Source organism: Nonomuraea sp. NPDC050478 (genome assembly GCF_044458265.1).
GTDB lineage: Bacteria > Actinomycetota > Actinomycetes > Streptosporangiales > Streptosporangiaceae > Nonomuraea > Nonomuraea ferruginea.
Genome location: NZ_JBITHT010000004.1, coordinates 543,317 through 567,418 on the forward strand (window position 1 = coordinate 543,317; position 24,102 = coordinate 567,418).

Sequence of the window (24,102 nt, forward strand, 5' to 3'; positions counted from 1 at the left end):
CCTCACTCAGACGAAATAGCGCAGCCAGACGTAGAGCCAGGCCATTGCTGTGCTGATCGCCGTGACGAGGATGCCGTACTTGGTGAACTGCCAGAACGTGATCTTGTGGCCGGAGCGGGCAGCCAGGCCGATGGCGACCACGTTCGCGCTGGCCGCCACCGCGGTGCCGTTGCCGCCGAAGTCCGCGCCCAGCGCGAACGCCCACCACAACGCCTGCCCGGTGTCAGGATCGGGAGCCTGCGCGACCAGCCCTTCCACGATAGGTGCCATGGTGGCCACATAGGGGATGTTGTCGAAGAACGCGCCGAGGATCGCCGAACCCCAGACCAGCGCGGTCGCCGCGCCGAAGAAGTTGTCGCCGACGGCCTCGACCGCCCAGACGCCGATGGTCTCGATGACCCCGGTGTGCACGAGCCCGGCGACCATGACGAACAGTCCGATGAAGAAGACCAGCGTCGGCCACTCGACCTCGGCCATGACCTCGGACGTCTCGGCCCGCGCCACCAGCATCATCACGCCCGCGCCGACCAGCGCCACGATGGACGGCTCGACGTGCACGATGGCGTGCAGCCCGAACCCGACGATCACCAGGGCGAGTACGATCATGCATCGGACCAGGAGCTTCGGGTCCGTGATGGCCCGCTTCTCCTGCAGCTTCATCACTTCGGCGACCCGGTCGGGGTTGTACTGGAACGACTTCCTGAACATCACCCGCGTCAGCAGCAGGAAGGCCACGAAGACCACCACGACGATGGGCGACATGTGCACGAGGAAGTCGTTGAAGGTCAGGCCCGCGCGGCTGCCGATGATGATGTTCGGCGGGTCGCCGATGAGGGTGGCCGCGCCGCCGATGTTGGAGGCGAGCACCTCGGCGATGATGTAGGGCTGGGCTGGGATGTCAAGACGTTCACACACCATCAACGTCACCGGCACGACCAGCATGATCGTGGTGACGTTGTCAAGGAAGGGGGAGGCGATCGCGGTGATGGCCATGAGCATCACCATCAGCCGGTAGGGCTTCCCCTGCGACTTCTTCGCGGCCCAGATGGCCAGGAAGTCGAAAAGTCCCGTCTGTTTGATGATCCCCACGATGATCATCATGCCGAGCAGCAGGAAGATGACGTTCCAGTCGATGCCCTCATGCTCGGAGTAGAAGACTTCCGCGCCGGGGATCAGCCCGAGCACCGCCATGATGCCGGCGGCCACGAGCACCACCTTGACCTTGTTCACCTTCTCGGTGGCGATGAAGTAGTACGCCACCACGAAGACGGTCAGGGCGATGACACCGCTCATCGGGCGTGCCCCGGCGGACCGGTGCGAGCCGGACGGCAAACGGGCAACAGATACGGTGCAGATATGGCGGGATGTCTCATGGTTTCCAGTTTCGGTAACGGACCGGTAACCACGCCATCGGGTCTGACACCCATCTCCGGTGGGGGAAACCATGTAGGCACGCACAAGGAGATGGGTGCTGCTACGGATGGACACGCACGCCGTCCGGCGGCGACTCTGATGATATGAAAGAGCGACGTCCGGCATCCGCCCGCTCACCTGCGCAGGCGCTGTTCCGGCGGCTCATCGTGATCAACGGCCTGGTGTTCACGGTCGGCACGCTGGTCCTGGCGGTGTCACCCGCCACGGTGTCCGCGCCTGTGCTGCTCACCGAGATCCCGGTGCTGACGATCGGCCTGGCGCTGATGCTGGGCGCCAACGCGGTGCTGCTGCGCCGCAGCCTGGCCCCGCTGGTGGCGCTCACCGCGCTCATGCAGCGGGTCGACCTGCTGCGCTCCCGCGACCGGCTCGCCGAGAGCGGCAACGGCGACCTGACCGACGTGGTGGCGACCTTCAACGCGATGCTGGACCGGCTGGAGGCCGAGCGCAGCACCGCCGCCGCGCACGCGCTGGCCGCCCAGGAGGGCGAGCGGCAGCGCATCGCGCGCGAGCTGCACGACGAGATCGGCCAGAGCCTGACAGTGGTGCTGCTCGGCCTCAAGCGCGCCGTCGACCTCGCGCCGGAGGAGCTGCGCGAGGAGCTGCACAACATCCAGGAGACGGTACGGGGCAGCCTGGACGAGGTGCGCCAGGTCGCCAGGCGGCTGCGCCCGGGGATGCTGGAGGACCTGGGGCTGATCGCCTCGCTGAACGCGCTGGCCGCCGACTTCGGCGAGATGTCCGACGCCCACGTCACCCGCCGCCTGGAGTCGCACCTGCCGGAGCTGGGCGAGGAGGCCGAGCTGGTGGTCTACCGCATCGCGCAGGAGGGGCTGACCAACGTGGCCAGGCACGCCAGGGCGACCAAGGTCGAGCTCTCGCTCTGCCGCCAGCCCGACGGCGTGGTGCTGAAGATCGCCGACAACGGCCGGGGCGGCCCGATGACCGAGGGCACGGGCGTACGCGGCATGCGTGAGCGCGCGCTGCTGATCGGCGCCCGCTTGACCATCACCAGCCCACCGGGGGGCGGAACGACCGTGCGGCTGGCCATACCGGTCCGGCCGGAAAGGAACTGATCAGGTTGGAACGGACCCGCATCCTGCTCGCCGACGACCACGCCCTCGTGCGGCGTGGGCTGCGGATGATCCTGGACGCCGAGCCCGACCTCGTCGTGGTCGCCGAGGCCGGCAACGGCGCGGAGGCCGTCGAGCTGGCCGGCGAGGGAGTCGACCTGGCCATCCTCGACATCGCCATGCCGCGCATGACCGGCATCCAGGCGGCGCGCGAGATCTCCCGGCGCGCCCCCGAGGTGCGCCTGCTGATGCTGTCCATGTACGACAACGAGCAGTACCTGTTCGAGTCGCTGAAGGCCGGGGCGTCCGGCTACGTGCTCAAGTCGGTGGCCGACCGCGACCTGCTGGAGGCGTGCCGCGCGGCGATGCGCGGCGAGCCCTTTCTCTACCCGGGCGCGGTGACCGCGCTCATCCGCGACTTCCTGCAGCGCGACACCCGGGGCGAGGAGCTGCCGGGGAGCCTGCTCACGCCGCGCGAGGAGGAGATCGTCAAGCTCATAGCCGAGGGCCACTCGTCCAAAGCGATAGCGGACCTGCTGGTGATCAGCATCAAGACGGTCGACCGGCACCGCGCCAACGTGCTGGCCAAACTGGGCATGCGCGACCGGCTGGAGCTGACCAGGTACGCGATAAGAGCGGGTCTCATAGAGCCCTGAGCTCCCGCCCGTTGACATCCCGACAAACCGCCCCATACGTTTTGCGAAACGTTTCGATCCGCGTCCTGGCAGGAACCGGAGGGGCATGACCTCGTTGCGCGACGTGGCCGAGCGCGCCCAGGTGGCCGTCAGCACGGTCTCCGCCGCGCTCAACGGGACCCGCCCGGTGAAGGCGGAGACCAAGCGCCGCATCGAGCGGGCCGCGGCCGAGCTGGGCTACCGGCCCAACCTGCTCGCCCGCGGCCTGGTGTCCAAGCGGACCCGCATCCTGGCGCTGCTGTTCCCCCCGCCCGGCAGCGGGTTCGGGCTGACCGAGATGCAGTTCGCGACCGGAGCCGCCGAGCTGGGCTACCACCTGCTGCTGTCGCCCGAGAGCGCCGATTCGGTCGAGGAGCTGCGCTACCTGACCGGGGTGACTCCTCCACTTCCTGAAGGAAGCGGCTTCTCGCTTTCCCCTGCTGAGGTAGGCGACGGACAAGCCCTGCCCGTTTCGAACAAAGAAACTATAACAGGGAAGCGATCCCCCTGCCGGGCGAACCCGGCAGTCCCCTCGCTAGATCTGATGGAGGTGCGGCTCGCCGACGAGCGCACCTGGCCGGGCTGGGCCACCAGGCCATCGCCTTGCTCAACCACTCCACCGGCGCCTACTCCCCCGAGTACGGGCCCGCCGTCCGGGCCGGCGAGGAGTTCGCGGCCGCGGCGCGCGAGGCCGGCCTGTGGTACGCGGGCGTCGTGTGCGCCGACACGGCCGGCGAGGGCCGGCTCGCCTTCGAGCGGCTGATGGCCGAGCACCCCGAGGTGACGGCGGTGGCGGCGATGAGCGACCAGGCGGCGGTCGGCGTGCTCCAGGCGGTCGAGGAGCGCGGCTGGCGCGTCCCCGGCGACCTGTCGCTCCTGCTGGCCAGCGCCTCGGCCCGGGTGGCGGAGATGTTCCGGCCCCGGCTGACCACGCTGGAGCCGCCCGGGGCCGAGCTGGGCAGGCTGGGCGCCCGCATGCTCATCGACCGGCTGGAGTCCCCCGGCTCGCCGCCGGCGCAGCGCCTGGTGCCGTGCCGGCTGGTGATCGGCGACAGTTCGGCGCCGCCGCGCGGGAGCGGGGCCGCGCGGTGAGTCCCGGCCTGCGCGACCTGACCCGGCGGCACGGGCTGCTGTTCGGCGGCGACTACAACCCCGAGCAGTGGCCGGAGGAGGTCTGGGCCGAGGACGTCCGGCTGATGCGGGAGGCCGGGGTCAACCTGGTCACGGTCGGCGTGTTCAGCTGGGCGCGGATCGAGCCGGAGCCGGGCGTCAGGGACTTCGGCTGGCTGGACCGGGTGCTCGACCTGCTCGCCGGGGCTGGCGTCGCGGTGGACCTGGCCACGCCCACCGCCTCGCCGCCGCCCTGGCTGGGGCACCGGTGGCCGGAGACGCTGCCGGTGGACGAGTCGGGGCACCGGCTCTGGTACGGCTCGCGCAACCAGTTCTGCCCGTCCTCGCCGGTCTACCGGGAACGGGCGCTGGCCCTGGTGGAGGACCTGGCCGGCCGCTACGCCGGGCATCCGGCGCTGGCCCTGTGGCACGTGGGCAACGAGTACGGGCAGGTGTGCCACTGCGACACCACCGCCCAGGCGTTCCGTACCTGGTTACGGGAGCGGCACGGCGACCTCGGCGCGCTCAACGACGCGTGGGGCACGGCCTTCTGGAGCCAGCGTTACAGCGCCTGGGAGGAAGTGCTGCCGCCTCGGCGCGCTCCTTACCTGGTCAACCCGGCGCAGCGGCTCGACTTCCGGCGGTTCTGCTCCGACGCGCTGCTCGCGCATTTCAGGGCCGAGCGCGACGTGCTGCGCGCCCACACCCCGGACATCCCGGTCACCACGAACTTCATGGGGTTCTTCAACCTCGTCGACTACTGGTCGTGGGCGCCCGAGGAGGACGTCGTCTCCGACGACTGGTACCCGGACCCGGCCGACCCGCTGTCCCACGTGCGGGCCGCGCTCACGCACGACCTGATGCGCTCGCTCGCCGGCGGGCCGTGGATGCTCATGGAGCAGGCGGTCTCCGCCGTGAACTGGCGGCCGCACAACCTGCCCAAACCACCCGGACAGCTGCGGCTGGAGTCCTTCCAGGCCGTGGCGCGCGGCGCGGACGGGCTCTGCTACTTCCAGTGGCGGGCCTCCCGCTCCGGCTCCGAGCGCTTCCATTCAGCGATGGTCCCGCACGCCGGGCCGGACACGCGGCTGCATCGCGAGGTGCGCGCGCACGGCGCGGAGCTGCGCGCGCTCGCCGGGGTGGCGGGCACGCGGGTGCCCGCGCGGGTGGCGCTGGTGTTCGACTGGCCGAGCTGGTGGGCGGCGACCGAGCGCGGTCTGCCCAGCTACCGGCTCGACCCGGTGGAGGAGCTGTTCCGCTACTACCGGCCGTTCTGGGAGCGCGGGGTGAGCGTGGACCTCGCCCCGCCCTCGGCCGACCTGTCCGGCTACGCGCTGGTGGTGGCCCCCAGCCTGTTCCTGCTCGGCGAGGACGACGCGGCGTCGCTGACCTCGTACGTGCGCGGCGGCGGCACGCTCGCGGTCGGCCCCTTCTCCGGGATCGCCGACCGGGACGCGCGCGTCCACCGGGGACGGTTCCCCGCGCCGCTGCGTGAGGTGCTGGGCCTGTCCGGCGAGGAGTGGCTGCCCGTGCCGGAGGACCGGGCGGTGCCCTGCGCGTGGACGGACGGCGGCGCGTTCACCGCCCGCCTCTGGACCGAGCTGGTACGGGCCGAGGGCGCCGAAGCGGTCGCCGTCTTCGCCGGGAGCGGGGATCCGGCGGTGCTGCGGCACCCTTGCGGCGCGGGCACCGCGTGGTACGTGGCCACGCGGCCCGAGCACGACGCGCTCGCCACGCTGGCCGGGCGCCTGCTCGCCGACGCGGGCGTGACCGGCGCGCTGCCCGGCCCGCCGCCGCCCGGCGTCGAGGCGGTCCGGCGCGGCCCCGCGCTCTTCCTCCTCAACCACGGCGACGGAACCGCCCGCGTGCCGATCCCCGGCCCCGCGCGGGACCTGCTGACCGGAGCCGTCGTGGACGGCGCGGTCACCCTGGCCCCCCGGGAGGCCGTCGCCCTGCAGAGCCCGGAGCACGAAGCATCGAACACTGAGGAGTGACTCCCCGATGACAACCTTCCCCGACGACTTCCTGTGGGGCACGGCCACGGCCGCCTACCAGGTCGAGGGCGCCTGGAACGAGGACGGCCGCGGGCCGTCGATCTGGGACACCTTTTCCCACACGCCCGGCCTGGTGACCGGCGGCGACACCGGCGACCTGGCGTGCGACCACTACCACCGGCTGGAGGAGGACCTGGACCTCCTCGCGGCGCTGGGCGTCGGCGCCTACCGCTTCTCCATCTCCTGGCCGCGCGTGCTGCCCGGCGGCGGCGACCGGGTCAACCAGGCCGGGCTGGACTTCTACCGGCGGCTGGTCGACGGACTGCTGACCAGGAACATCGCCCCGGTGGCCACCCTGTACCACTGGGACCTGCCGCAGGAGCTGGAGGACGCGGGCGGCTGGCCGAACCGCGACACCGCGTACCGGTTCGCCGAGTACGCCCGGCAGACGGGCGAGGCGCTCGGCGACGGCGTGCGCACCTGGATCACGCTCAACGAGCCGTGGTGCTCGGCCTACCTCGGCTACGGCTCCGGCGTGCACGCCCCCGGCCGCACCGATCCGGCCGCGGCGCTGGCCGCCGTGCACCACCTGAACCTGGGCCACGGGCTGGCCGCCCGCGCGCTGCGCGAGGTGGTCGACCCGGCCGCCCAGGTGTCGGTCACGCTCAACCTGCACCACGCGCGCGGCGTCTCCGAGCAGGACGCGGAGGCGGTCCGCCGGGTGGACGCGCTGGCCAACCGGGCCTTCCTCGGCCCGATGCTGGACGGCGCCTACCCGCGCGACCTCATCGACGACACCGCCTCGGTCACCGACTGGTCGTTCGTCAAGGACGGCGACGAGGCGACCGCCGCCGCGCCGATCGAGGTGCTGGGCGTCAACTACTACAACCCGATCCTGGTGCGGCAGTGGGACGGGACCAGCGCCCGCGACACGGCCGACGGGCACGCGGACGGCGCGGCCTCACCGTGGATCAACTGCGCCGACGTCGAGTTCGTCCAGCAGCCCGGACCGTACACCGAGATGGGCTGGAACATCGACGAGACCGGCCTGACGGAGCTGCTGCTGCGGCTGCGCCGCGACTACCCGTCGCTGCCCGTCATGATCACCGAGAACGGCGCGGCCTTCCGGGACGAGGTCTCCGCCGACGGCCGCGTGCACGACGACGACCGGATCGACTACCTGCGCCGCCACCTGACGGCGGTGGCCGAGGCGATCGAGGGCGGCGCGGACGTGCGCGGCTACTTCCTGTGGTCGCTGATGGACAACTTCGAGTGGGCCCACGGGTACGGCAAGCGCTTCGGCATCGTCCGCGTGGACCGCGACACCATGGAGCGCACCTGGAAGGACAGCGCCCGCTGGTACCACGACGTGGTGGCGGCCAACGCGCTCCCCGCCGAGGCGGCCTCCCCGGCGTCGTAGGCACTATCAGCAAGGGCATCGGCCGCCGCGTCGCGGGAGCGCTCCCGCGAAGCGGCGGCCCGTCAGGTCAGGACCTCGACGGTGCCGCGCTCGCCGTCCACGCGGACGCGGTCGCCGTCGCGCAGCCGCATCGTGGCGTTGCCCGTGCCCACCACGGCGGGGATGCCCAGCTCCCTGGCCACGATCGAGGCGTGCGACAGCGGCGCCCCCATGTCCGTCACCACCGCCGCCGCCCTCGGGAACAGCGGCGTCCAGCCCACGTTGGTCAGCGTCGTCACCAGGATCTCGCCCGGCCTGAGCCGGTCGCCGTCCTCCGGCCCGCCGATCAGCCGGGCCACGCCCTCGACCACCCCGGGGGCGCCGGGGAAGCCGGTGACCGTGTCCTGGGGCGGGACGCCGCCGCGCGCGTCGAACAGGTCGGCGCGCCGGTCGGGGTCGGCTGCCCAGCGCAGCGGGTCGAACGGGCCGACGATCAGCGCCGGGTAGGCGGGCAGCGCGGCGTAGCGCTCGTAGGTGGCGCGCCGCACGGGCACCTCGGCCAGCGGGCCGGTGTCGCCGCGCAGCACCGCGGCGATCTCCTCCCGGTCCAGGAAGAACAGCTCGTCGCCGTGCCCGGTCAGCTCCCCGGCGCGCAGCACGTACGCGCGCACCACCCAGAACGCGCGGACGACCTCCGAGCGGGCGGCCTCCCGGTCGCGCACCACCGCGTTCCAGCGCCGCACCTTCTCCCGCATCCCGGCGACCTTGCGCGGGTGACTCCGGGCGAACCTGGCCCACGCCGCGCCGGCCGCCTCGCGCTGGCGCTCCAGCAGCGTCCCGGTGTCCTCGGGCAGGTCGCGCAGCCCGGCGAGCTGGGCGTCGAGCCAGGCCGGGTCCTCGCCCGGCCGCGGCATCGAGATCTCGAACTCGTGCGGGCCCCGATGCCCGTGGCGGCGGGCGAACTCCTCGCGGGTGATCTCGCCTCTGGCGACCTTGCCGAGCCCGGTGAGCAGGCCGAGGCTGGCCAGCTCGCCGTCGGCGTTCACGCCGGTGAGCATGGCCTCGGCGTCCACCTCGCCCGCCAGCTTGCGCAGCCGCACGCGGGTGAGCACCAGCGCCGCGCCGCCCTGCCGCCCGGCGGCCTCCAGCATCCGGCAGGCGGTGACGAGGTACGGCAGGATCTCGCGCTCCCCCAGCTCCGCCAGCTCGGGCCCGGAATCGACGGCGGCGATCCGGGCGCGCAGCTCGCCGGCGCGCTCCGGCGCCTCGGCCAGGAACGCCCGCATGCCCTTGAGGTTGCGGCGCACCCGCCTGCGCACCTCGACGGCCACCGGCAGGACCCGCCTGAACAGCTCCCAGCGGGACACGTCGAGCAACGGCACGTCCAGCCCGGCCGGGACCTTGCCGAACACCTCCTCCAGCGCACTGAGCCGGGACTGGAGCCCGAAGGCGTGGGCCACGGAGTAGGCGATGCTCAGGTTCATGTAGAACCGGCCGCCGATGTTGCCCACCAGGCGGAACCCGGGCAGCGTGGACGCGTACATGGCCTCGCGGATGAAGAGCCGCACGAACGACCAGGTGGCGGGCGTCATCACGTCGGGGATGGCCTCCCCCAGGTTGCCCCCGCTCCACAAGTGGCCGCCTTCGGCCGCGTCGTTCCACTCCTCGTAGCGCTGCCCGAGCGCGGTGATCGGGCGCGCCTGGAGGATGGCGAACGCGCCGTCGCGCCTGGCCCACTCCACGTCCATCGGCGTCCCGTACAACTCCTCGACGCGCGCGCCGAGCGCGGCGAGCTCGACCGCCTGCCGCTCGTCCAGCACGGGCGCGCGGCGCAGTTCCTCGGGGACGGGCCGCTCGCGGGTGCCGTCCTCGGTGCGCACGGTCATGACAGCCTTGTCACCGGTACGGGAGCGCGTGACCCGCCCCTGCGAGACCACCACCGTGTCGGGGGTGACCTGGCCGCCGACGACCGCCTCGCCGAGACCCCAGGCGGCGTCGATCACGGTCTCGTCCCGGGCCCCGGTGACGGGGTCGGCGGTGAACATCACGCCGGCCGCGTCGGCGTCCACCAGCTCCTGCACCACCACGGCGAGCGCCACCTCGGCGTGCGGGACCCGGTTGTGGTCGCGGTAGGCGATGGCGCGGGCGTTCCAGAGCGAGGCCCAGCAGCGCCTGACCGCGTCGAGGAGCGTGTCGCCCCGGACGTTCAGGTACGTGTCCTGCTGGCCGGCGAACGACATGTCCGGCAGGTCCTCGGCGGTGGCCGACGAGCGCACCGCCACCGGGGCCCCGACCGCCTCGTAGGCGGCCAGGATCTCGGCGGCCAGGTCGCCCGGCACGTCCCGGGCGGCGAACAGTCCGGCGATGCGCTCGGCGTCGCCGGCCTCGGCCGCTTCGAGGATCTCGTCCCGGAAGCCGGCGGTGAACGCGCGGTAGGCCTCGGTGGTGACGACGAACCCGCCGGGCACCGGCAGCCCCGCCCCGCCCAGCCGCGCCAGCGAGGCGCCCTTGCCCCCCGCCGTGGCGAGATCACCCGCGACGTCGAGCGGTATCACGACCTTCATCACGCCTCCTTCGACTCGGAAAGGTCCGCGCCGGTCAGCCCGCGGCGGGCGGTCTTCTCCAGCTCGGGAAGGACCGCGCCGGTCAGCTCGCAGCGGACGGTCTTCTTCATCACTTCTCCTCGGGAAGCGTCGCGACGCCGAGGGAAACGGCGAGCTTGCGGCAGGCGATCTCCTCGATGGCGTCGAGGCAGGCGCGGGTGGCGCGGGCGACGCCCGGATCCGGGGGCGCGCCGGTGCCGAGCGTCCGGCCGACGGCGTCGGCGACCAGCTCGGCGACGCGCTCGTCCGGCAGCCGCCACTCCTCAGGCCGCATCCCCTGCGGGACCAGGAACCCGTACAACAGCGCTGTGACCAGGGCGAGCCCTTCGTCGGCGCCAAGGTCGGAGCGGACGGCGCCGAGCGCGGCCAGCTCGTCCAGGTAACGGTCGAAGGCGGCGGCGCCCTCAGTGGTGCCGCCGCTCTCCAGCTTCTGCCGGGTCAGCTTGCCGAGCATCTGAGAGTCGCCGACCACGGCCGCCCGCGTCAACGGGCGGCGCAGCAGCGCCGTGGTCAGCGCGCCGATCAGCTCGGGCAGGGTGCCGGGCGCCGCCGCGCGCACCTGCCGCACCATGAGCACCCGGTCACGGCGGAGCAGCGCGACGAAGAGCGCGTCGCGGGTCTTCCAGTGCAGGTAGATCGTGCCCTTGGCGACACCCGCCGCGCGGGCCACGTCCTCGATGGTCGTCTTGTCGTAGCCCCAGCGCAGGATCAGCTCGGCGGCGGCGTCGAGGATCCGGTGCGCCCGCTCCAGCTGGCGGGCCGGGTCCTGCGGCGGCCGTCCTGGTCTGGCCATCTGTTCCCCCCAAATATTTGACCGGATTAGCTTATCCGGTCATTTTATTCACCACAAGTTTCCTCTCGTACGGCGAAATGTCGGTTTTTAGGGGAGTTTGGCGAGCAAGGTCTTGGCCTCCAGCGTGAACGTCTCGTCGCCGCTCGCCACAGCCCGCTCCAGCAGGCGGCGGGCGGCGTCCGGGTCGCCGTCGGCCATGCGGACCTCGCCGAGCCGGCAGGCGGCCTCGGCCACCAGCTCCGGCCGGTCCGTCAGCGTCAGGGTCAGCTCGTAGTACCGCACGGTCCCGTCGCGGTCGCCCAGCCAGTACGCCAGCTCACCCAGGTGCGCCGCGGCCATCCCCGCCTCGGGGTCGCCGGCGTCGATGACCCGCTGGTACCAGCCGAGCGCCTCGGGGAAGTCGCGCCGCCGCTTGGCCAGCGCGCCCAGGTACATCGCGCCCAGCGCGCTCACGTGCCCCTCTGTGGCGTGCACCGCCTGCACGTACCAGGCGCGGGCGGCCGCCTCGTCCTCGTCGTGGTAGGTGTTGCCGAGCGCCACCATCGCCCGCGCCGCCGCCTCGGGGTCGCCGGCCTCCAGCACCCGCCGGTAGGCCGCCCGCCCTTCGGCCTCCTTGCCGGCGGCGACCAGGGCCTGCGCGTACACGGTCAGCGCCGTCGGCTCGCCGCTCTCCGCCGCCTCCCGCAGCGTGCGCAGCGACGTCTCGGTGTCGCCCTGCCGCTCCTGCAGCATGCCGAGCAGGCTGCCGAACACCGGCCGCGCCGGGCTGTCCGCGTCGCCCGCCCGCCGTTCGGCCAGCCTGTAGAACGCGTCGGCGTCGCCCTGGGCGTCGAGCAGCTCCAGCAGCCTGCTCCCGGCCACGAACCGCACCTCGGGGTCGTCGTGCTCGTTCAGCCGCTCGTAGACCTCCCTGGCCTGCCCGGTCTCCCCCAGCGCGGCCAGCCGCGCGGCCGCCTCCAGCTCGGCGAACGGGTCGCCCGCGAGCGCGTAGTAGGCGCCCACGGCCTCCGGGTCCTCGCACTCCCCGCCGATCTCCCGGCCGGCCGCGGCGGCGTGCTCCCCCATCCGCGACAGCACCTGGAGGGCGAGCCGGTGCTCGCCGCGCCCGCACGCCTGCCGCGCCAGCACGGTCAGGTTGCCGACGGCCAGCCGGGCGGCCTCGGACCCGCCGCCCGTGTCCACGGCGACGGCGAACGCGTCGGCGGCGCCCAGCGGGTCGCCGTCCTCGTGCAGCCAGCAGCCCAGGTCGAGCGCCGCCTGCGCGGCCGCGTCCGCGTCCTCGGACTCGATCGCCAGCCGGGCCTCCTCAGCCGCGCCCGCCGCGTCGCCGAGCGCGCGCAGCGCCCTGGCCAGGTCGCCGCGGACGGCGGGCACGGCGCGCCAGTATCCGGCCTCGACGGCCTTGCGCAGCATCAGCACCGCGCCCGCCAGGTCGCCGCCGCTCCGGCAGGCCTCGCCCCACGCCCAGTAGCCCATCGTGACGGTCTCCTGGTCGCCGGTGCCGGCCGCGCGCTCCGCCTGCTCCTTGACTTCCTCGTACGCCTGCTGCTCCAGCAGCACCACGAGCAGGTGGCGCAGGCTCTCCAGGTCACCGGACGCGACCCCGGCGACGAGCGCCGCACGCGCCCCCTCCCCGTCGCCGCGTTCCCGCCGCAGCTCGGCGAGCTGTACGGCGGAGCCCGGCATGGCGGAGTGCAGCGCCTCGGCGGCGCCGTCCAGGTCACCTCTGGCGCGCCTGGCCCGGCCGATGCCCTCCCAGGCGTGGGCGGCGGCGTCCTCGTCCCCGGTGGCGGGCAGCAGGCACAGCTCGGCGCGGCAGTGCTCGCCCCGCCCGGCCAGCACCCCGCCCAGCCCCAGCCTCGCCTGCGCGGACACCCTCGGCTCGCCGAGCTCCACCAGCATCCGGTACAGCTCCTCCGCGGGCTCCTCACCGTCCAGCCCCCGCGCCGCCGCCAGCACCTCGTCGTACGACTCCGCGGCCGGCCGCTCCACCAGCAGGTGCCGCACCTCGGCGACGTCGTCCTCATGCAGCGCCAGCAGCAGCTCCGCCATCTCCGCCGACCCGGCGACCCCGGCCAGCGCCGTCAACGCCGCCTCCCGTTCCCCCAGCGCGGCCAGCGCCCACGGCAACTCCTCCGCACTCGCCCTCCCCAGCCGAGCCCTGGCCACCGCCGCCGCCCTCTCGTCCGCACCCCCGGCAGCCCGCTCGAACGCCTCCCACGCCCCCCGAGAGTCCCCACCCTGAGCCAGCAACTCCCCCAGCAACAACTCCCCCTCACCCCCGAGCACCCCAACGACAGCGGCGCGCTCACCGAAGGCGTGGTCACCCCCAAGACCGGTGCGCCCCTCACCGACGATGGCGGCGCGCTCGCCGGGGGTGAGATTCTCACCCCCGAGAGCAGTGCTCACCTCCCGGGACGCTGCATCCGCCGCACCTAGAGATGAGCCCGCCTTCCGCTCGCCGGGGGTGGGGTACTCACCGCCGAGAACAGTGCGCCCCTCACCGGACGCTGCATCCACCCCACCCTGAGGCGAACCCACCTCCCCAGCGGCGGCGTGCTCGCCAGGGGTGGGATTCTCACCGCCGACAGCAGTGCGCACCTCCAGGGCCGGTGCGTCCAGGGGCGAACCCATCTCCCCGGACGCTGCACCCAGTGGGGTGTCCGGCTGGGCGCCTCGGGCACGGGCGGCCTGGAGGGTGGTGATGGCTTCGGTGAGGTGGCCGTGGGTGCGGAGGGAGCGCGCGAGGTGGAGGGCGGCGTCGTGCGGGGAGTGCGCCGACAGGAGGGCGCGGGCCTCGGGCAGGCGGCCCGCGGCTACCAGGGCGTCCGCGAGGCGGGTGGCCGCACGGAGGTCGGCGGGGTCGAGGTCGAGTGCTCGCCGGTACGCCGAGGCCGCGTCGTCGTGGCGGCCGGCGGACTGCCGCACGGCGCCCAGGTGGCGCAGCGCCATCGCGGCCAGCCTGTCGTCGTCACCTTCGGCGGCAAGTTCCCATGCCGAGGCGGCCCCCGCCAGGTCGCCGGACTCCTGGCGGAGCGCCCCCAGGTAGCAGGCCGCCTCCTGGACGACCCCGGCGTGCCCGGAGTCCAGCGCCAGCGTCAGCGCACTGTCGGCCGCCTCCCGGTCACCACGCCGCTGCCACGCGTGCGCGCTCTGCATCGCCAGCATCGCCGCGAGCCCCCGCAACTCCCCGCCGATCCCGCCAAGCGCCCTCTCCGCCGCCGGGAACTCCCGATCGAGCAGCGCCCTCCCGTACCGCCCGAACTGCCCGTACGAGTCCCGCCCGTCTAAAACCACCCCAGACGCAGCAGCCCCCTCGAACCCGACGGCCCGATCTCCAGCCGCATCCGACCCCAGTTCCCCGTACGAGTCCCGCCCCTCATAAACCATCCCGGACGCGACCCGACTCTCGGACACGGACGGAACGTCGGACGCGGACCGACTGTCGGACGCGGACCGACTATCGGACGCGGACCGACTGTCGGACGCGGACCGACTGTCGGACGCGGACCGACTGTCGGACGCGGCGTGAATCCTCGGCGTGGACCGAACCCCGGACGGGGACCGACTCTCGGACACGGACCGTCTCTCGGACGCCGCCTGAACCCCGGACGCGGAGCGACTCTCAGACGGAATCTGAATCTCGGACGCAGTCTGAGCCTCGGACGCAGTCTGCCCCTCGGACGCGACCCGACCCTCGGACGCGCGATCACCCGCCCCGTCCGGCACCAGTTCGAAGGCGGCCCGTGCACCCTCCAGGTCGTCCAGCCGCACCCGGGTGAGGCCCAGGAGCCAGGCGGCGCGGACGGCGTCCCGGCCGCCGTGCGCGATGACCCGCTCGTGCAGGCGGCAGGCCGCGAGCAGGTCGCCCTGCTCCTCGTACACCCGCGCCAGCCCCGCCGCCGCCTCCCGCCGCAGCCCTTCGTGCGTGGACGACAGGGCCTCGGTGTACGCCTCACGGGCCAGGGCCAGCTCGTCGGTCATGCCCGCGAGCGCGTGCGCGACCCACGGCGCCAGCGCGGGATGCCCGCCGAGCCGGGCGCGGCGCAGCAGGTCAGCGGCCTCGTCCCGCTCCCGCAGCACGTCCCTGCCGATCACCGCCGCGTACGACAGCGCCAGCGGGTCGCCGGAGCCGGCGGCCCGCCGCAGCAGCCCGGCCGCCTCCGACAGGTCGAGCCCGAGCGAGCCCGCCACCTGCGCGAACACGGCGGTCCCGACGGCCGCCACGCCAGGGTCGGCGGCGTCCATGGCCTCCCGGTAGCGGGCCAGCCCTTCCTCCCGCCCCAGCCGCTGATGGTCCACGACCGCCCGCAACACCGGGTGCGGCTCGTCGCCGGAGCGCTCCAGCAGGCACAGGAGGAACGCCGCGGTGAAGCCCTGCGGCACGTCCTCACCTTCGGCGACGTAGGTGAGCAGCTCGTCCGCCTGCTCCCGGTCGCCCTCGCCCAGCTCCAGCTCGGCGAGCGCCATCATGGCCCGCACCGCCTGGGCGCCCGCGCCGGAGTCGGCGGCCCGCCGCAGCAGCCGCCTGGCCTCAGCCAGGTCTCCGGCGCGCAGCTGGGCCAGCCCTTCGTCGGCGTCCTGCAGCGCCTGCTCCTCGACGGGGTCCGACAGCGGCTCGCGCCGCGCGTCGTGGTCGAGCAGCAGCGCCGCCTTGAAGGCGGCGTCGGGGTCGGGGTGGCGGGAGGCCGCGCACACCAGCTCCATGATCTCCTCGTACGCCTCCGCGTGCCGTTCGAGCAGCATGGCCAGGAGCGTCACCGACACCGAGGCCCACTCGCTCTCCCCCGCCGTGAGCACGACCCGCAGAGCGTCCAGTGCCTCGGCCACCTCGCCGGCCTCGGTGTGCAGCTGGGCCAGGCAGGCCTGCGCCTCCAGCGCGTACTCGCGCTGCCCGCTGGCGATCACCCGGCGGAAGATCGCCTTGGTCCGGTCCTCGTCGCCGAGATGGCCGATGACCTTGGCCTGCTCCAGCAGCGCGGGCAGCCGCATCTCCGGGCGCGGGTCCTCGGCGGCGCGGGCGTAGGCGGCCACCGACTCGGCGTACTCGCCCAGGTCCACCAGGACGGCGCCGAGCAGCTTGTACGCCATGGACAGGTGGTCGGGGTGACCGGCGGCGACGGCGTGCTCGCAGACGGCCCTGGCCTCCTCGAACCGCCCCTCGTCCGCGTACTGCCGGTAGAGCCGGAACGCCGACAGCGACACCACCTCGGGGTCGCCGCCGGTGAGCAGCTCCCGGTAGTCGTCCTCGTCCCGCGCCTGCTCGTACAGCTCCCTGGCGGAGCCCGCCGGCGGGAAGTCCGGCAGCCGCAGCCGGGCCGCGAGCTCGGCCACCGCGGGGCTGCCGGAGCGGCGCGCCCGGTCCAGCGCCTGGCCGGCGCCCGCCTCGTCGCCCAGCTCGGTGCAGACCAGCACCATCGCCGTCTCGGCGAGCGCGGCCACCTCGAAGTCGGCCCCGTCGGCCGCGATCGACAGCACCCGGTGCGCCGCGGGCCACTCCCTGGCGTTGATCAGCATCATGCCCATGGCCATCGCCGAGCGCTGCCCGTACACCGGGTCGCCCGACTGGATCACCGCGCGGTGCGCGGCCTCGGCGCCGTCCAGGTCGCCCTGCTCCTCCAGCAGGCACGCCAGCAGGTGCGACGCCTGGGCGTCCCCGGTCGCGGCCACCTCCCTGAACAGCGCGGCGGCCCCTTCGAGATCTCCCGCTTCCCAGCGGTCCATGGCCGGCCCGAGCTGTTCTGACGTCATTTACGCTCCCTGTTTAACCACTGAAGTGAAAAAACTACACATCTGTCACCTGCGTCACAGGCCATTCGGTGATACTCGGCGCCCGGCCCGCGCCGTACGGTAGAGCTCATGGGCAAGGCGTTCTGGATCGACCAGGAGTTCGACAGGGACCGTGACGGGCGCTACGCCGTGCACGTGCGCAAGAACCTCGACGCGTTCGAGTGGGGCGACATCGCGCCGGTGCGCTTCGCGTGCGCGGCCTGGGAGCTGGCCACGCCGCCGTCGCTGTCGCCCGGCTACGTGCGCTGGGACCGGCGGGTGCTGGAGGCGGCCTGCGTCCGCAACACCTGGGACGGCACGCTCAACGCGCGCATCAGGCTCGTCTCGCCGCCGCCCGCGGAGCTGACCCGCTCGCGCGCCTGGTGGCGCGACCGCGGCTGGCTCGGCTGGCAGGAGACGTTCGGCCAGTACGTCGAGCCCTCGCAGTCCGACCTGGCCCGCCACCCGTTCCTGCGGGCGAGCCTGCTCGTCGAGGCGCCGGTGCCGCTCGACGACCTGCCGCCGGAGCCCGAGGGCCCGCACGACGAGGTGGAGCAGAGCGCCCGGCGGGCCGTGACGGTGCTCGCCCGCGAGCTGAACGCGCTGGTCGCGCCGATCCTGGAGCAGCTCGGCCCCTGAGCATGCCGGATGGTCTTCCGGGTAGCCCACGGTCATGAGACTCGTCGTGGGTGTGATGCTCGCGGTGCTCGCCACCGGCTGTGTCGCCGACACCGCCGGGCCCTCCAGGGCCGCGGAGCGCTTCCACGCCGCACTCGCCGACCGCCAGTTGGAGGCGGCCTGCGGCATGCTCGCCCCCAAGACGGCCGACAAGCTGCCCGATTCTGGTCAGACGTGCGCCGACGCGCTGCGCGAGCTGGCGCTCGGGCCGGGCGGCGGCGTCACCGAGGTGAGCGTCTGGGGTGACGAGGCGCAGGTGCGCCTGGAGGGCGACACTCTCTTCCTGCACCACTTCGCCGACGGCTGGCGGGTCGTCGCCGCGGGCTGCGCGCCGGTCCGCGACCTCCCGTACGAGTGCGAGGTGGAGAACTGATGAAGGTGATGTTCACGCTCACCCTGCTCGTCATCGTGTCCGGGCTGGCCTTCTTCTACGCGATCGGATGGTCCCACCTTTGAGGCGGTTCAAGGACAACGCGCTGTCCGCGGCCTTCCTCGTCCTGTTCCTCGTCTGCCTGGCAGGGCAGGCCCTGGCCGGGATGCTGGACTACAACGAGCGGCAGCTCGTCGACGGCGGCGAGCCGGTCTCCTTCCTGCGGTACGTGTTCTCCTCCGACTACGCGGTGGACGTGGCGGAGAACTGGCAGTCGGAGTACCTGCAGTTCTTCCTGTTCATCATGCTCACCGTCTGGCTGGTCCAGCGGGGCTCGCCGGAGTCGAAGGAGCCGGGCCAGGCGGGCGCCGAGTCCGACGAGCAGCAGCTGATCGGCCGTCACGCCGGTCCCGGCTCGCCCGCGTGGGCCAGGGCGAAGGGGGCGCGACTGTGGCTCTACAGCAACTCGCTGGGCCTGGTGATGGGCTCGATCTTCCTGCTGTCGTGGGGGGCGCAGTCGGTGGCGGGGCTGGCGTCGTACAACGCCGAGCGGCTGACCGACCTGCGCGACCCGGTCGGCTGGGGCTCGTACGTGACCTCGCCCGACTTCTGGAACCGCAGCCTGCAGAACTGGCAGTCGGAGCTGCTCGCCGTGCTGTCGATGGTGGTGCTCTCGATCTACCTGCGTCAGCGCGGCTCGCCCGAGTCGAAGCCGGTCGGCGCGCCCCACGCGGCCACCGGGGTCGAGGGCTGACCGGTGACCACGGCGACGACGCGGGCGCCGGCGGGGAAGACGCCGCGGCGGGCCAGGCCCACGATGCCGAGCAGCATCTTGGCGACGTAGACCCACTCCACCCGGTGCTCGGCGGCGAACGCGGTGAGCTCCGGCGTGGTGCGGGCGTAGCCGCCGAAGTGGTGGCCGAGGTCGATCGCCCAGTTGTCCCATACTCGCCCGTACGCCTCGCGCTGCAGCCTCGCCACCTCGCCGGCGAGGAACGCGGCCCCCTTGAGCACGGCGAACCCGAGGGCCCGCTTGCCCTCGGGCAGCCCGGCCGCGATGCCGGCGAGCGTGCCGCCGGTCCCGACCGGGCAGCAGACCACGTCGTACGGGACCGGGATGTCGGCGGGCAGCTCGGCGCAGCCGCGGACGGCGGCGGCGTTGCTGCCGCCCTCGGGCAGGATCGCCACGTCGCCCCAGCGCTCGCGCAGCCGCGCCACCACCTCGGGGGTGTCCTTGCGCCGGTACGAGTCGCGGTCGAGGTAGTCGAGCCGCATCCCGCAGGCGACGGCGTAGGCCAGTGACGGGTTCAGCGGGAGTCGCTCCTCGCCGCGGATCACGCCGACGGTCTCGAACCCGTCGCGGCGCCCGGCGGCCGCCACCGCCCTGATGTGGTTGGAGTAGGCGCCGCCGAAGGTGAGCACGCGCGGGTGGCCCAGGTTGTGGCGGAGCTTGCGCGCCTTGTTGTCGTCGTGCATGAGAAAGACCCGCACCGAACCGAGCGCGGGATCCAGCAGCTCCTCCACGCTCCTCCTGGTGCCGCTCGTACCGCTCGTGCCGCTAGTCTACGGTCGAGTCCTTGTTGAAGGGTGTTGGAATATGCGGGTTGTTGAAGCTTTCCGTGCCGCTTTCGGCGCCGATCCGGCGACCGTCTGGCGCGCGCCCGGCCGGGTCAACCTGATCGGCGAGCACACCGACTACAACGACGGCTTCGTGCTGCCGTTCGCGGTCCCGTGGGGCGTCACCGCGGCGGTCAGCCCGCGCGACGACCAGACGATCCGCCTGCTGTCGCTGCAGGCGCCCTCGCCCGAGCCCCTGGTCCTCGCGGCCCGCGACGACGCCCGGGGCTGGACCCGCTACGTGGTCGGCGTCCTCGCCATGCTGGGCGACCGGGTGCGCGGCGCCGACATCGCCGTCGACGGGGACGTCCCCCAGGGCGCCGGGCTCAGCTCCAGCGCCGCGCTGGAGGTGTCGGTGGCCTCCGCGCTCAACGAGCTGCACGGCCTCGGCATGACTCCGATGGAGGTGGCGCTGCTCGGCCAGCGGGCCGAGAACGACTTCGTCGGCATGCCGTGCGGCATCATGGACCAGGCCGCCTCGGCGCTGTGCCGGGAGGGCCACGCGCTGTTCCTCGACTGCCGCACCCTCGGCTCCCGCAACGTCCCGCTCGACCTGGCCGCCCACGGGCTGCGCATCCTGATCATCGACACCCGGGTGCACCACGAGCACGCGGGCGGCGAGTACGCCAAGCGGCGGGCCGAGTGCGAGTCCGCCGCCCGCACGCTCGGCGTCGACGCGCTGCGGGACGTGACCGACCTGGGCGCGGCGCTGGCCCGGCTGCGGGGCGAGGAGCGCAAGCGGGTCGAGCACGTGGTGACCGAGAGCCACCGGGTGGAGGCGGTCGTGGGCCTGCTGCGCGCCGGCCGGCCCGCGGAGATCGGCGCCCTGCTCAACGCCTCCCACCTGTCGCTGCGCGACAAGTACGAGGTGTCGTCGCCCGAGCTGGACGTCGCGGTGGAGGCGGCCGTGCGCGGCGGGGCGCGGGGCGCCCGCATGACGGGCGGCGGCTTCGGCGGCTCGGCCATCGCCCTGGTGGCCGAGGACCGGCTGGACACGGTCCGGCAGGCGGTGTCCTCGGCCTACGAGGAGCGTTCCTGGCAGCCGCCGCGCTTCCTGCCCGCCACCCCGGCCCCCGGCGCCCACCCCCTCACCTGACGCCGCGGGCCCCCGGGGTGCGCCGGGTCAGAGGGAGGGGAAGTCGGGGTCGCGGCGCTCCACGAAGCTGGCGACGCCCTCGGCGAAGTCCGGACGGCCGAACGACGCCAGCATCTCCTCCGTCGCCCGCTGGTACGACTCGTCCAGCGTCGTCACCCAGTCGCCCCACACCTGCCGTTTGATCACCGCCATCGAGGCCGGGGAGCTGAGGGCGGCCAGCTCCCCCGCGTACGCCCGCGCCTCCTCCAGCAGCCGGTCCCCGGGCACCGCCCGCAGGGCCAGGCCCATCTCGCACGCCTCGCGCCCGGTGAACGTCCGGCCCGACAGCAGCACGTCCATGGCCCGCTGCTGCCCCATGATCCGCGGCAGCACCCATCCCAGCCCATACTCGGCCACCAGGCCGCGGCGCGCGAAGGCGGTGGTCCACTTGGCGTCCTCGGCGGTGAACACCAGGTCGCACATGAGCGCGTGGACCAGCCCGAGCCCGGCGCAGGCGCCGTTGACCGCCGCGATCACCGGCTTGGCGATCGTGACGGGGAAGGTGTTGGGCCGTGGGTCCGGCTCCCCTTCGTAGGTGCCCTGCTGGATCGACGCCAGCGCCTCGAAGTCGGCCCCCGCGCAGAAGCCCCGGCCGGCTCCCGTGACGACGACGGCGCGCACCCGCGGGTCCTTCTCCGCCTCCGCCAGCAGGTCGAAGTAGCGGCGGCCGAGGGCGTCGGTCCAGGCGTTGAGCCGGTCCGGGCGGTTGAAGGTGAGCGTGAGCACGCCTCGGTCGAGCGAGGAGAGTACGAGTTCTGCCATGGGCCAACAGAAACATGTTCTAGAGCGGGGTGCAACGCCCATCAGTGACGAGCCACGAAGTTCGGCGTGAGCAGGGGGTTGTCGTAGTAGCGGTGGAAGACGGGGGTGACGCCGCCCGAGATGGGCGGCACGATCCAGGACCAGTCGGCCGGGCAGACCCGCCCCGCCTTCTCCTCCCTGGCCAGGTGGGTGAGGAACCGGCGGGACTCGGTGTGGTGGTCGGTCATCGTCACCCCGGCCTTCTCGAACGAGTGCAGCACGGCCACGTTCAGCTCCACCAGCGCGTGGTCGCGCCAGAGCGACCGCTCGGACGAGACGTCCAGCCCGAGCCGCGCGGCCACCACGGGAAGCTGGTCGTAGCGGTCGGCGTCGGCCAGGTTGCGGGCGCCGATCTCCGCCCCCATGTACCAGCCGTTGAACGGCGCGCACGGGTAGCACACGCCGCCGATCTCCAGGCACATGCCGGAGATCGCCGGCACGGCGTGCCAGCGCAGCCCCAGCTCGGCGAACCAGGGGAACTCCGGATGCTCGATCGGCACCTCCAGCACCACGTCGCCCGGCACGTTGCACAGCAGGGGCTCGCCCATCCCCGGCTGGATCACTAGCGGCAGCACGTCGAACCTGCCTCCCCCGCCCCGCCAGCCCAGCGAGGTCGCCAGTTCGGTGAGGCCGACGTGGCGGGGATCGCCGACGACGGACCCGCCGGGTTCGCGGTATCCGGCGTAGCGGATCAGCTGGTCGTTCAGCACCCGGGGCGCCCGGCGGGCGGGCAGGTCGGGCGGGAACACGGTGATGACCGGCCTGATCTTGCCGCCGTTGGTGGCCTCCCGCAGGTGCTCCACGCACTCCAGGGCCACCCCTTCGGCGCTGGTGGTCCGGCGGCGGTCACGCACCTTCAGCGACTTCCAGTACAGCCGGCCGATGCAGCGGTTGCTGTTGCGCCAGGCCACCCGGGCGCCGAACTCCAGCTCCTCGGAGGTGTGCGTGTACGAGCCGCGCCGGGCGATCTCCCTGGCCACGTCCCGCAGCCGCGCGGCCGGGTCGCCGGCTTCCGGGTGCTCCTCGTGGAAGAGCCTGACGAAGCGCTCGGCCTCGCGATGGTCGGTGGTGCGCTCGATGAGGGTCGGTACGGGCAGGGCGTCGAAGGGTCGCAGCGTTCTGATCCAGGTAGGCAACGCAGTAACCAGCACTTTTCCGGTCACGGATCGCCCCGCCGGTTCCGGGCCGGCAGTACGTCCTGGTGGCGGCGCCCTCTCCGCACCGCCGTGACGGCTTGTCCGCGGCAGCTTTCATCCTGACCCGTCGGTACCGGTTCTGTCCGGCAAAACAGGAAAGTGGGCGGCGTGAGGCACATATGCCCTATTTGTTCTGCCAGAAGCGATATAGCGTACATTATCTCTATTGTAATAATTAAAGCCGTTACGTTCCTCTGGCTTGGAATTCTGTGCAATTCACCCAGAGTTTGAGCCCTTCGCCCCAGTGGGAGGATATTTGTGCCACAGAACTAATCTGTGTCCTTATGGGGGAATCTCATGTATGCAAAAACTCTGCTCGTCGGCGGCCTGGGGGGCATTCTGCTCGCCTGCGCCCTGCCGATGGCCGCTTGGGCGGCGCAGGACGGCCACCACAGAGGCGAGACCACCGTCACCTGCGGACAGGTCATCACCAGATCCATCAAGCTCGCCAACGACCTGCACAACTGCCGCGGCAACGGGCTCGAGGTCGGCGCGTCCAGGATCACCATCGACCTCAACGGCCACACCATCGACGGCAGCGGGGGCGCCCTGCCCTTCAACGGGATCGACAACACCCCGGAGGGATCGTCCCGCACTGGTCACTCCGGAGTGACCATCAAGAACGGCACCGTCACCGAATTCGGGGCCGGGGTCAGTCTCGGGGATGGGGCCGACCGCAACCACGTCCGGAACATTCTCGCCACCGACAACGGCGGCGCCGGGATCGTCGCCCGGGACGTGGATCGCCCGCATATCAGCGACAGCGCCACCGACAGCGCCCGTTTTGGGATTTTTATCGAGTCCGTCACCAACGCACGCGTCGAGCGCAACGCCGCCCTCAACAACAGCGATGAAGGAATCGTCGTCACGGCGAGCAGAAGGACCGTGCTCCACCGCAACAGCGTGGTGAACAACAGGGGCACGGGCATCTTCGTCACGGCCAGTTCGACCTCCACCCTCATCGACGACAACGACGCCAACGGCAATGGCCAGGGCAACGACGGGGGAAGCGGCATCAACGTCACCGCGACCGATGCGGCCACCGTGATCAGGGACAACCGCGCACGCAACAACGACGAGTTCGGTATTCGAGCCGAACTAGGGGTCACCGACGGTCGCGGCAACCGGGCCAGCGGCAACGGCAACCCGGCCCAGTGCCTCAACATCAGGTGCAGGCCCTGAGCCGAGGAAAATGACATACCGGCACGGATCCAACACCCGGATCCATCACCGATCTCCTCGGGCCGGTGATCCCTGACCGGCTCCGGGAACGACTCAGGCCCCTCTCCCTTGATCCAGGAGAGGGGCCTGATCTGCGTCTTGGCGAAGCTCCCGCGAGAGGACTCGAACCTCTAACCTGCCGGTTAACAGCCGGCTGCTCTGCCGTTGAGCTACGCGGGATCGATCGGATCCGCGCTGATCGGAGGGCCTGTCGGGCCGCCCGTCGTGCGCAGGAATA

Annotated in this window: 17 protein-coding genes, 1 tRNA gene and 1 pseudogene; 11 read left to right on the top strand and 8 right to left on the bottom strand. The window is 72.7% G+C overall.

The window, feature by feature from the left end:
• Nucleotides 1-6: 6 nt before the first annotated feature.
• Entirely contained in the window at nucleotides 7-1,293 is a 1,287-nt protein-coding gene (locus tag ACIBF7_RS22460) for an SLC13 family permease (protein ID WP_219548507.1), read from the bottom strand.
• A gap of 224 nt (nucleotides 1,294-1,517) precedes the next feature.
• Here ACIBF7_RS22460 and ACIBF7_RS22465 point away from each other — a divergent pair, with 224 nt between their 5' ends.
• From ACIBF7_RS22465 to ACIBF7_RS22490, 6 genes and pseudogenes are all read left to right on the top strand, one after another.
• Entirely contained in the window at nucleotides 1,518-2,507 is a 990-nt protein-coding gene (locus tag ACIBF7_RS22465; protein ID WP_397198048.1) for a histidine kinase, read from the top strand.
• Between the two features lie 5 nt (nucleotides 2,508-2,512).
• Nucleotides 2,513-3,160, top strand: coding sequence for a response regulator (locus ACIBF7_RS22470; protein WP_397198049.1), 648 nt, complete (start codon nucleotides 2,513-2,515; stop codon nucleotides 3,158-3,160).
• 85 nt (nucleotides 3,161-3,245) lie between these two features.
• Nucleotides 3,246-3,377, top strand: a pseudogene (locus ACIBF7_RS22475) (LacI family DNA-binding transcriptional regulator); the annotation flags it as partial.
• Between the two features lie 404 nt (nucleotides 3,378-3,781).
• Nucleotides 3,782-4,270: a substrate-binding domain-containing protein gene (locus ACIBF7_RS22480; RefSeq protein ID WP_397198050.1), complete on the top strand. Its 489-nt coding sequence runs from the start codon at nucleotides 3,782-3,784 to the stop codon at nucleotides 4,268-4,270.
• Nucleotides 4,210-6,282 carry a beta-galactosidase gene (locus ACIBF7_RS22485; RefSeq protein ID WP_397198051.1) on the top strand — a complete coding sequence of 691 codons (2,073 nt, stop codon included), beginning with the start codon at nucleotides 4,210-4,212 and terminating at the stop codon, nucleotides 6,280-6,282. Before ACIBF7_RS22480 ends, ACIBF7_RS22485 begins: the two co-directional genes overlap by 61 nt.
• A 7-nt stretch (nucleotides 6,283-6,289) precedes the next feature.
• A complete protein-coding gene (locus ACIBF7_RS22490) occupies nucleotides 6,290-7,702 on the top strand; it encodes a GH1 family beta-glucosidase (protein WP_397198052.1) in 1,413 nt (470 codons plus the stop codon).
• 62 nt (nucleotides 7,703-7,764) lie between these two features.
• Here the strand turns inward: ACIBF7_RS22490 and ACIBF7_RS22495 are convergent, their stop codons facing one another.
• From ACIBF7_RS22495 to ACIBF7_RS22505, 3 genes are all read right to left on the bottom strand, one after another.
• The gene (locus ACIBF7_RS22495) at nucleotides 7,765-10,245 is read right to left on the bottom strand and encodes a PEP/pyruvate-binding domain-containing protein (protein ID WP_397198053.1); all 2,481 of its coding nucleotides are present in this window, start codon (nucleotides 10,243-10,245) and stop codon (nucleotides 7,765-7,767) included.
• A gap of 109 nt (nucleotides 10,246-10,354) precedes the next feature.
• Nucleotides 10,355-11,077 carry a TetR/AcrR family transcriptional regulator gene (locus tag ACIBF7_RS22500; protein WP_397198054.1) on the bottom strand — a complete coding sequence of 241 codons (723 nt, stop codon included), beginning with the start codon at nucleotides 11,075-11,077 and terminating at the stop codon, nucleotides 10,355-10,357.
• 87 nt (nucleotides 11,078-11,164) lie between these two features.
• Complete coding sequence (locus ACIBF7_RS22505) at nucleotides 11,165-16,828, bottom strand: tetratricopeptide repeat protein (RefSeq protein WP_397198055.1); 5,664 nt, start codon at nucleotides 16,826-16,828, stop codon at nucleotides 11,165-11,167.
• A gap of 108 nt (nucleotides 16,829-16,936) precedes the next feature.
• Here ACIBF7_RS22505 and ACIBF7_RS22510 point away from each other — a divergent pair, with 108 nt between their 5' ends.
• The 3 genes from ACIBF7_RS22510 to ACIBF7_RS22520 all read left to right on the top strand — a co-directional run bounded on the left by ACIBF7_RS22510 (nucleotide 16,937) and on the right by ACIBF7_RS22520 (nucleotide 18,648).
• Entirely contained in the window at nucleotides 16,937-17,485 is a 549-nt protein-coding gene (locus ACIBF7_RS22510; protein WP_148033326.1) for a hypothetical protein, read from the top strand.
• Between the two features lie 34 nt (nucleotides 17,486-17,519).
• The gene (locus ACIBF7_RS22515; RefSeq protein ID WP_364228494.1) at nucleotides 17,520-17,897 is read left to right on the top strand and encodes a hypothetical protein; all 378 of its coding nucleotides are present in this window, start codon (nucleotides 17,520-17,522) and stop codon (nucleotides 17,895-17,897) included.
• Between the two features lie 79 nt (nucleotides 17,898-17,976).
• Nucleotides 17,977-18,648 carry a DUF6766 family protein gene (locus ACIBF7_RS22520; RefSeq protein ID WP_364228492.1) on the top strand — a complete coding sequence of 224 codons (672 nt, stop codon included), beginning with the start codon at nucleotides 17,977-17,979 and terminating at the stop codon, nucleotides 18,646-18,648.
• Here ACIBF7_RS22520 and ACIBF7_RS22525 read toward each other — a convergent pair.
• Nucleotides 18,582-19,418: a 1-aminocyclopropane-1-carboxylate deaminase/D-cysteine desulfhydrase gene (locus ACIBF7_RS22525; RefSeq protein WP_397198056.1), complete on the bottom strand. Its 837-nt coding sequence runs from the start codon at nucleotides 19,416-19,418 to the stop codon at nucleotides 18,582-18,584. The genes ACIBF7_RS22520 and ACIBF7_RS22525 overlap by 67 nt on opposite strands.
• A 73-nt stretch (nucleotides 19,419-19,491) precedes the next feature.
• Here ACIBF7_RS22525 and galK point away from each other — a divergent pair, with 73 nt between their 5' ends.
• The gene (gene galK / locus ACIBF7_RS22530; RefSeq protein ID WP_397198057.1) at nucleotides 19,492-20,607 is read left to right on the top strand and encodes a galactokinase; all 1,116 of its coding nucleotides are present in this window, start codon (nucleotides 19,492-19,494) and stop codon (nucleotides 20,605-20,607) included.
• A 27-nt stretch (nucleotides 20,608-20,634) separates the two neighbouring features.
• Here galK and ACIBF7_RS22535 read toward each other — a convergent pair whose 3' ends face one another.
• A complete protein-coding gene (locus ACIBF7_RS22535) occupies nucleotides 20,635-21,408 on the bottom strand; it encodes an enoyl-CoA hydratase-related protein (RefSeq protein WP_148033330.1) in 774 nt (257 codons plus the stop codon).
• 41 nt (nucleotides 21,409-21,449) lie between these two features.
• On the bottom strand, nucleotides 21,450-22,583 hold the full coding sequence (locus tag ACIBF7_RS22540; RefSeq protein ID WP_364228487.1) for a nitric oxide synthase oxygenase: 1,134 nt from the start codon (nucleotides 22,581-22,583) through the stop codon (nucleotides 21,450-21,452).
• Nucleotides 22,584-22,940: 357 nt separating this feature from the next.
• Here ACIBF7_RS22540 and ACIBF7_RS22545 point away from each other — a divergent pair, with 357 nt between their 5' ends.
• A complete protein-coding gene (locus tag ACIBF7_RS22545) occupies nucleotides 22,941-23,825 on the top strand; it encodes a right-handed parallel beta-helix repeat-containing protein (RefSeq protein ID WP_397198058.1) in 885 nt (294 codons plus the stop codon).
• A gap of 147 nt (nucleotides 23,826-23,972) precedes the next feature.
• Here the strand turns inward: ACIBF7_RS22545 and ACIBF7_RS22550 are convergent.
• Nucleotides 23,973-24,044, bottom strand: a tRNA-Asn gene (locus tag ACIBF7_RS22550).
• Between the last annotated feature and the right edge of the window lie 58 nt (nucleotides 24,045-24,102).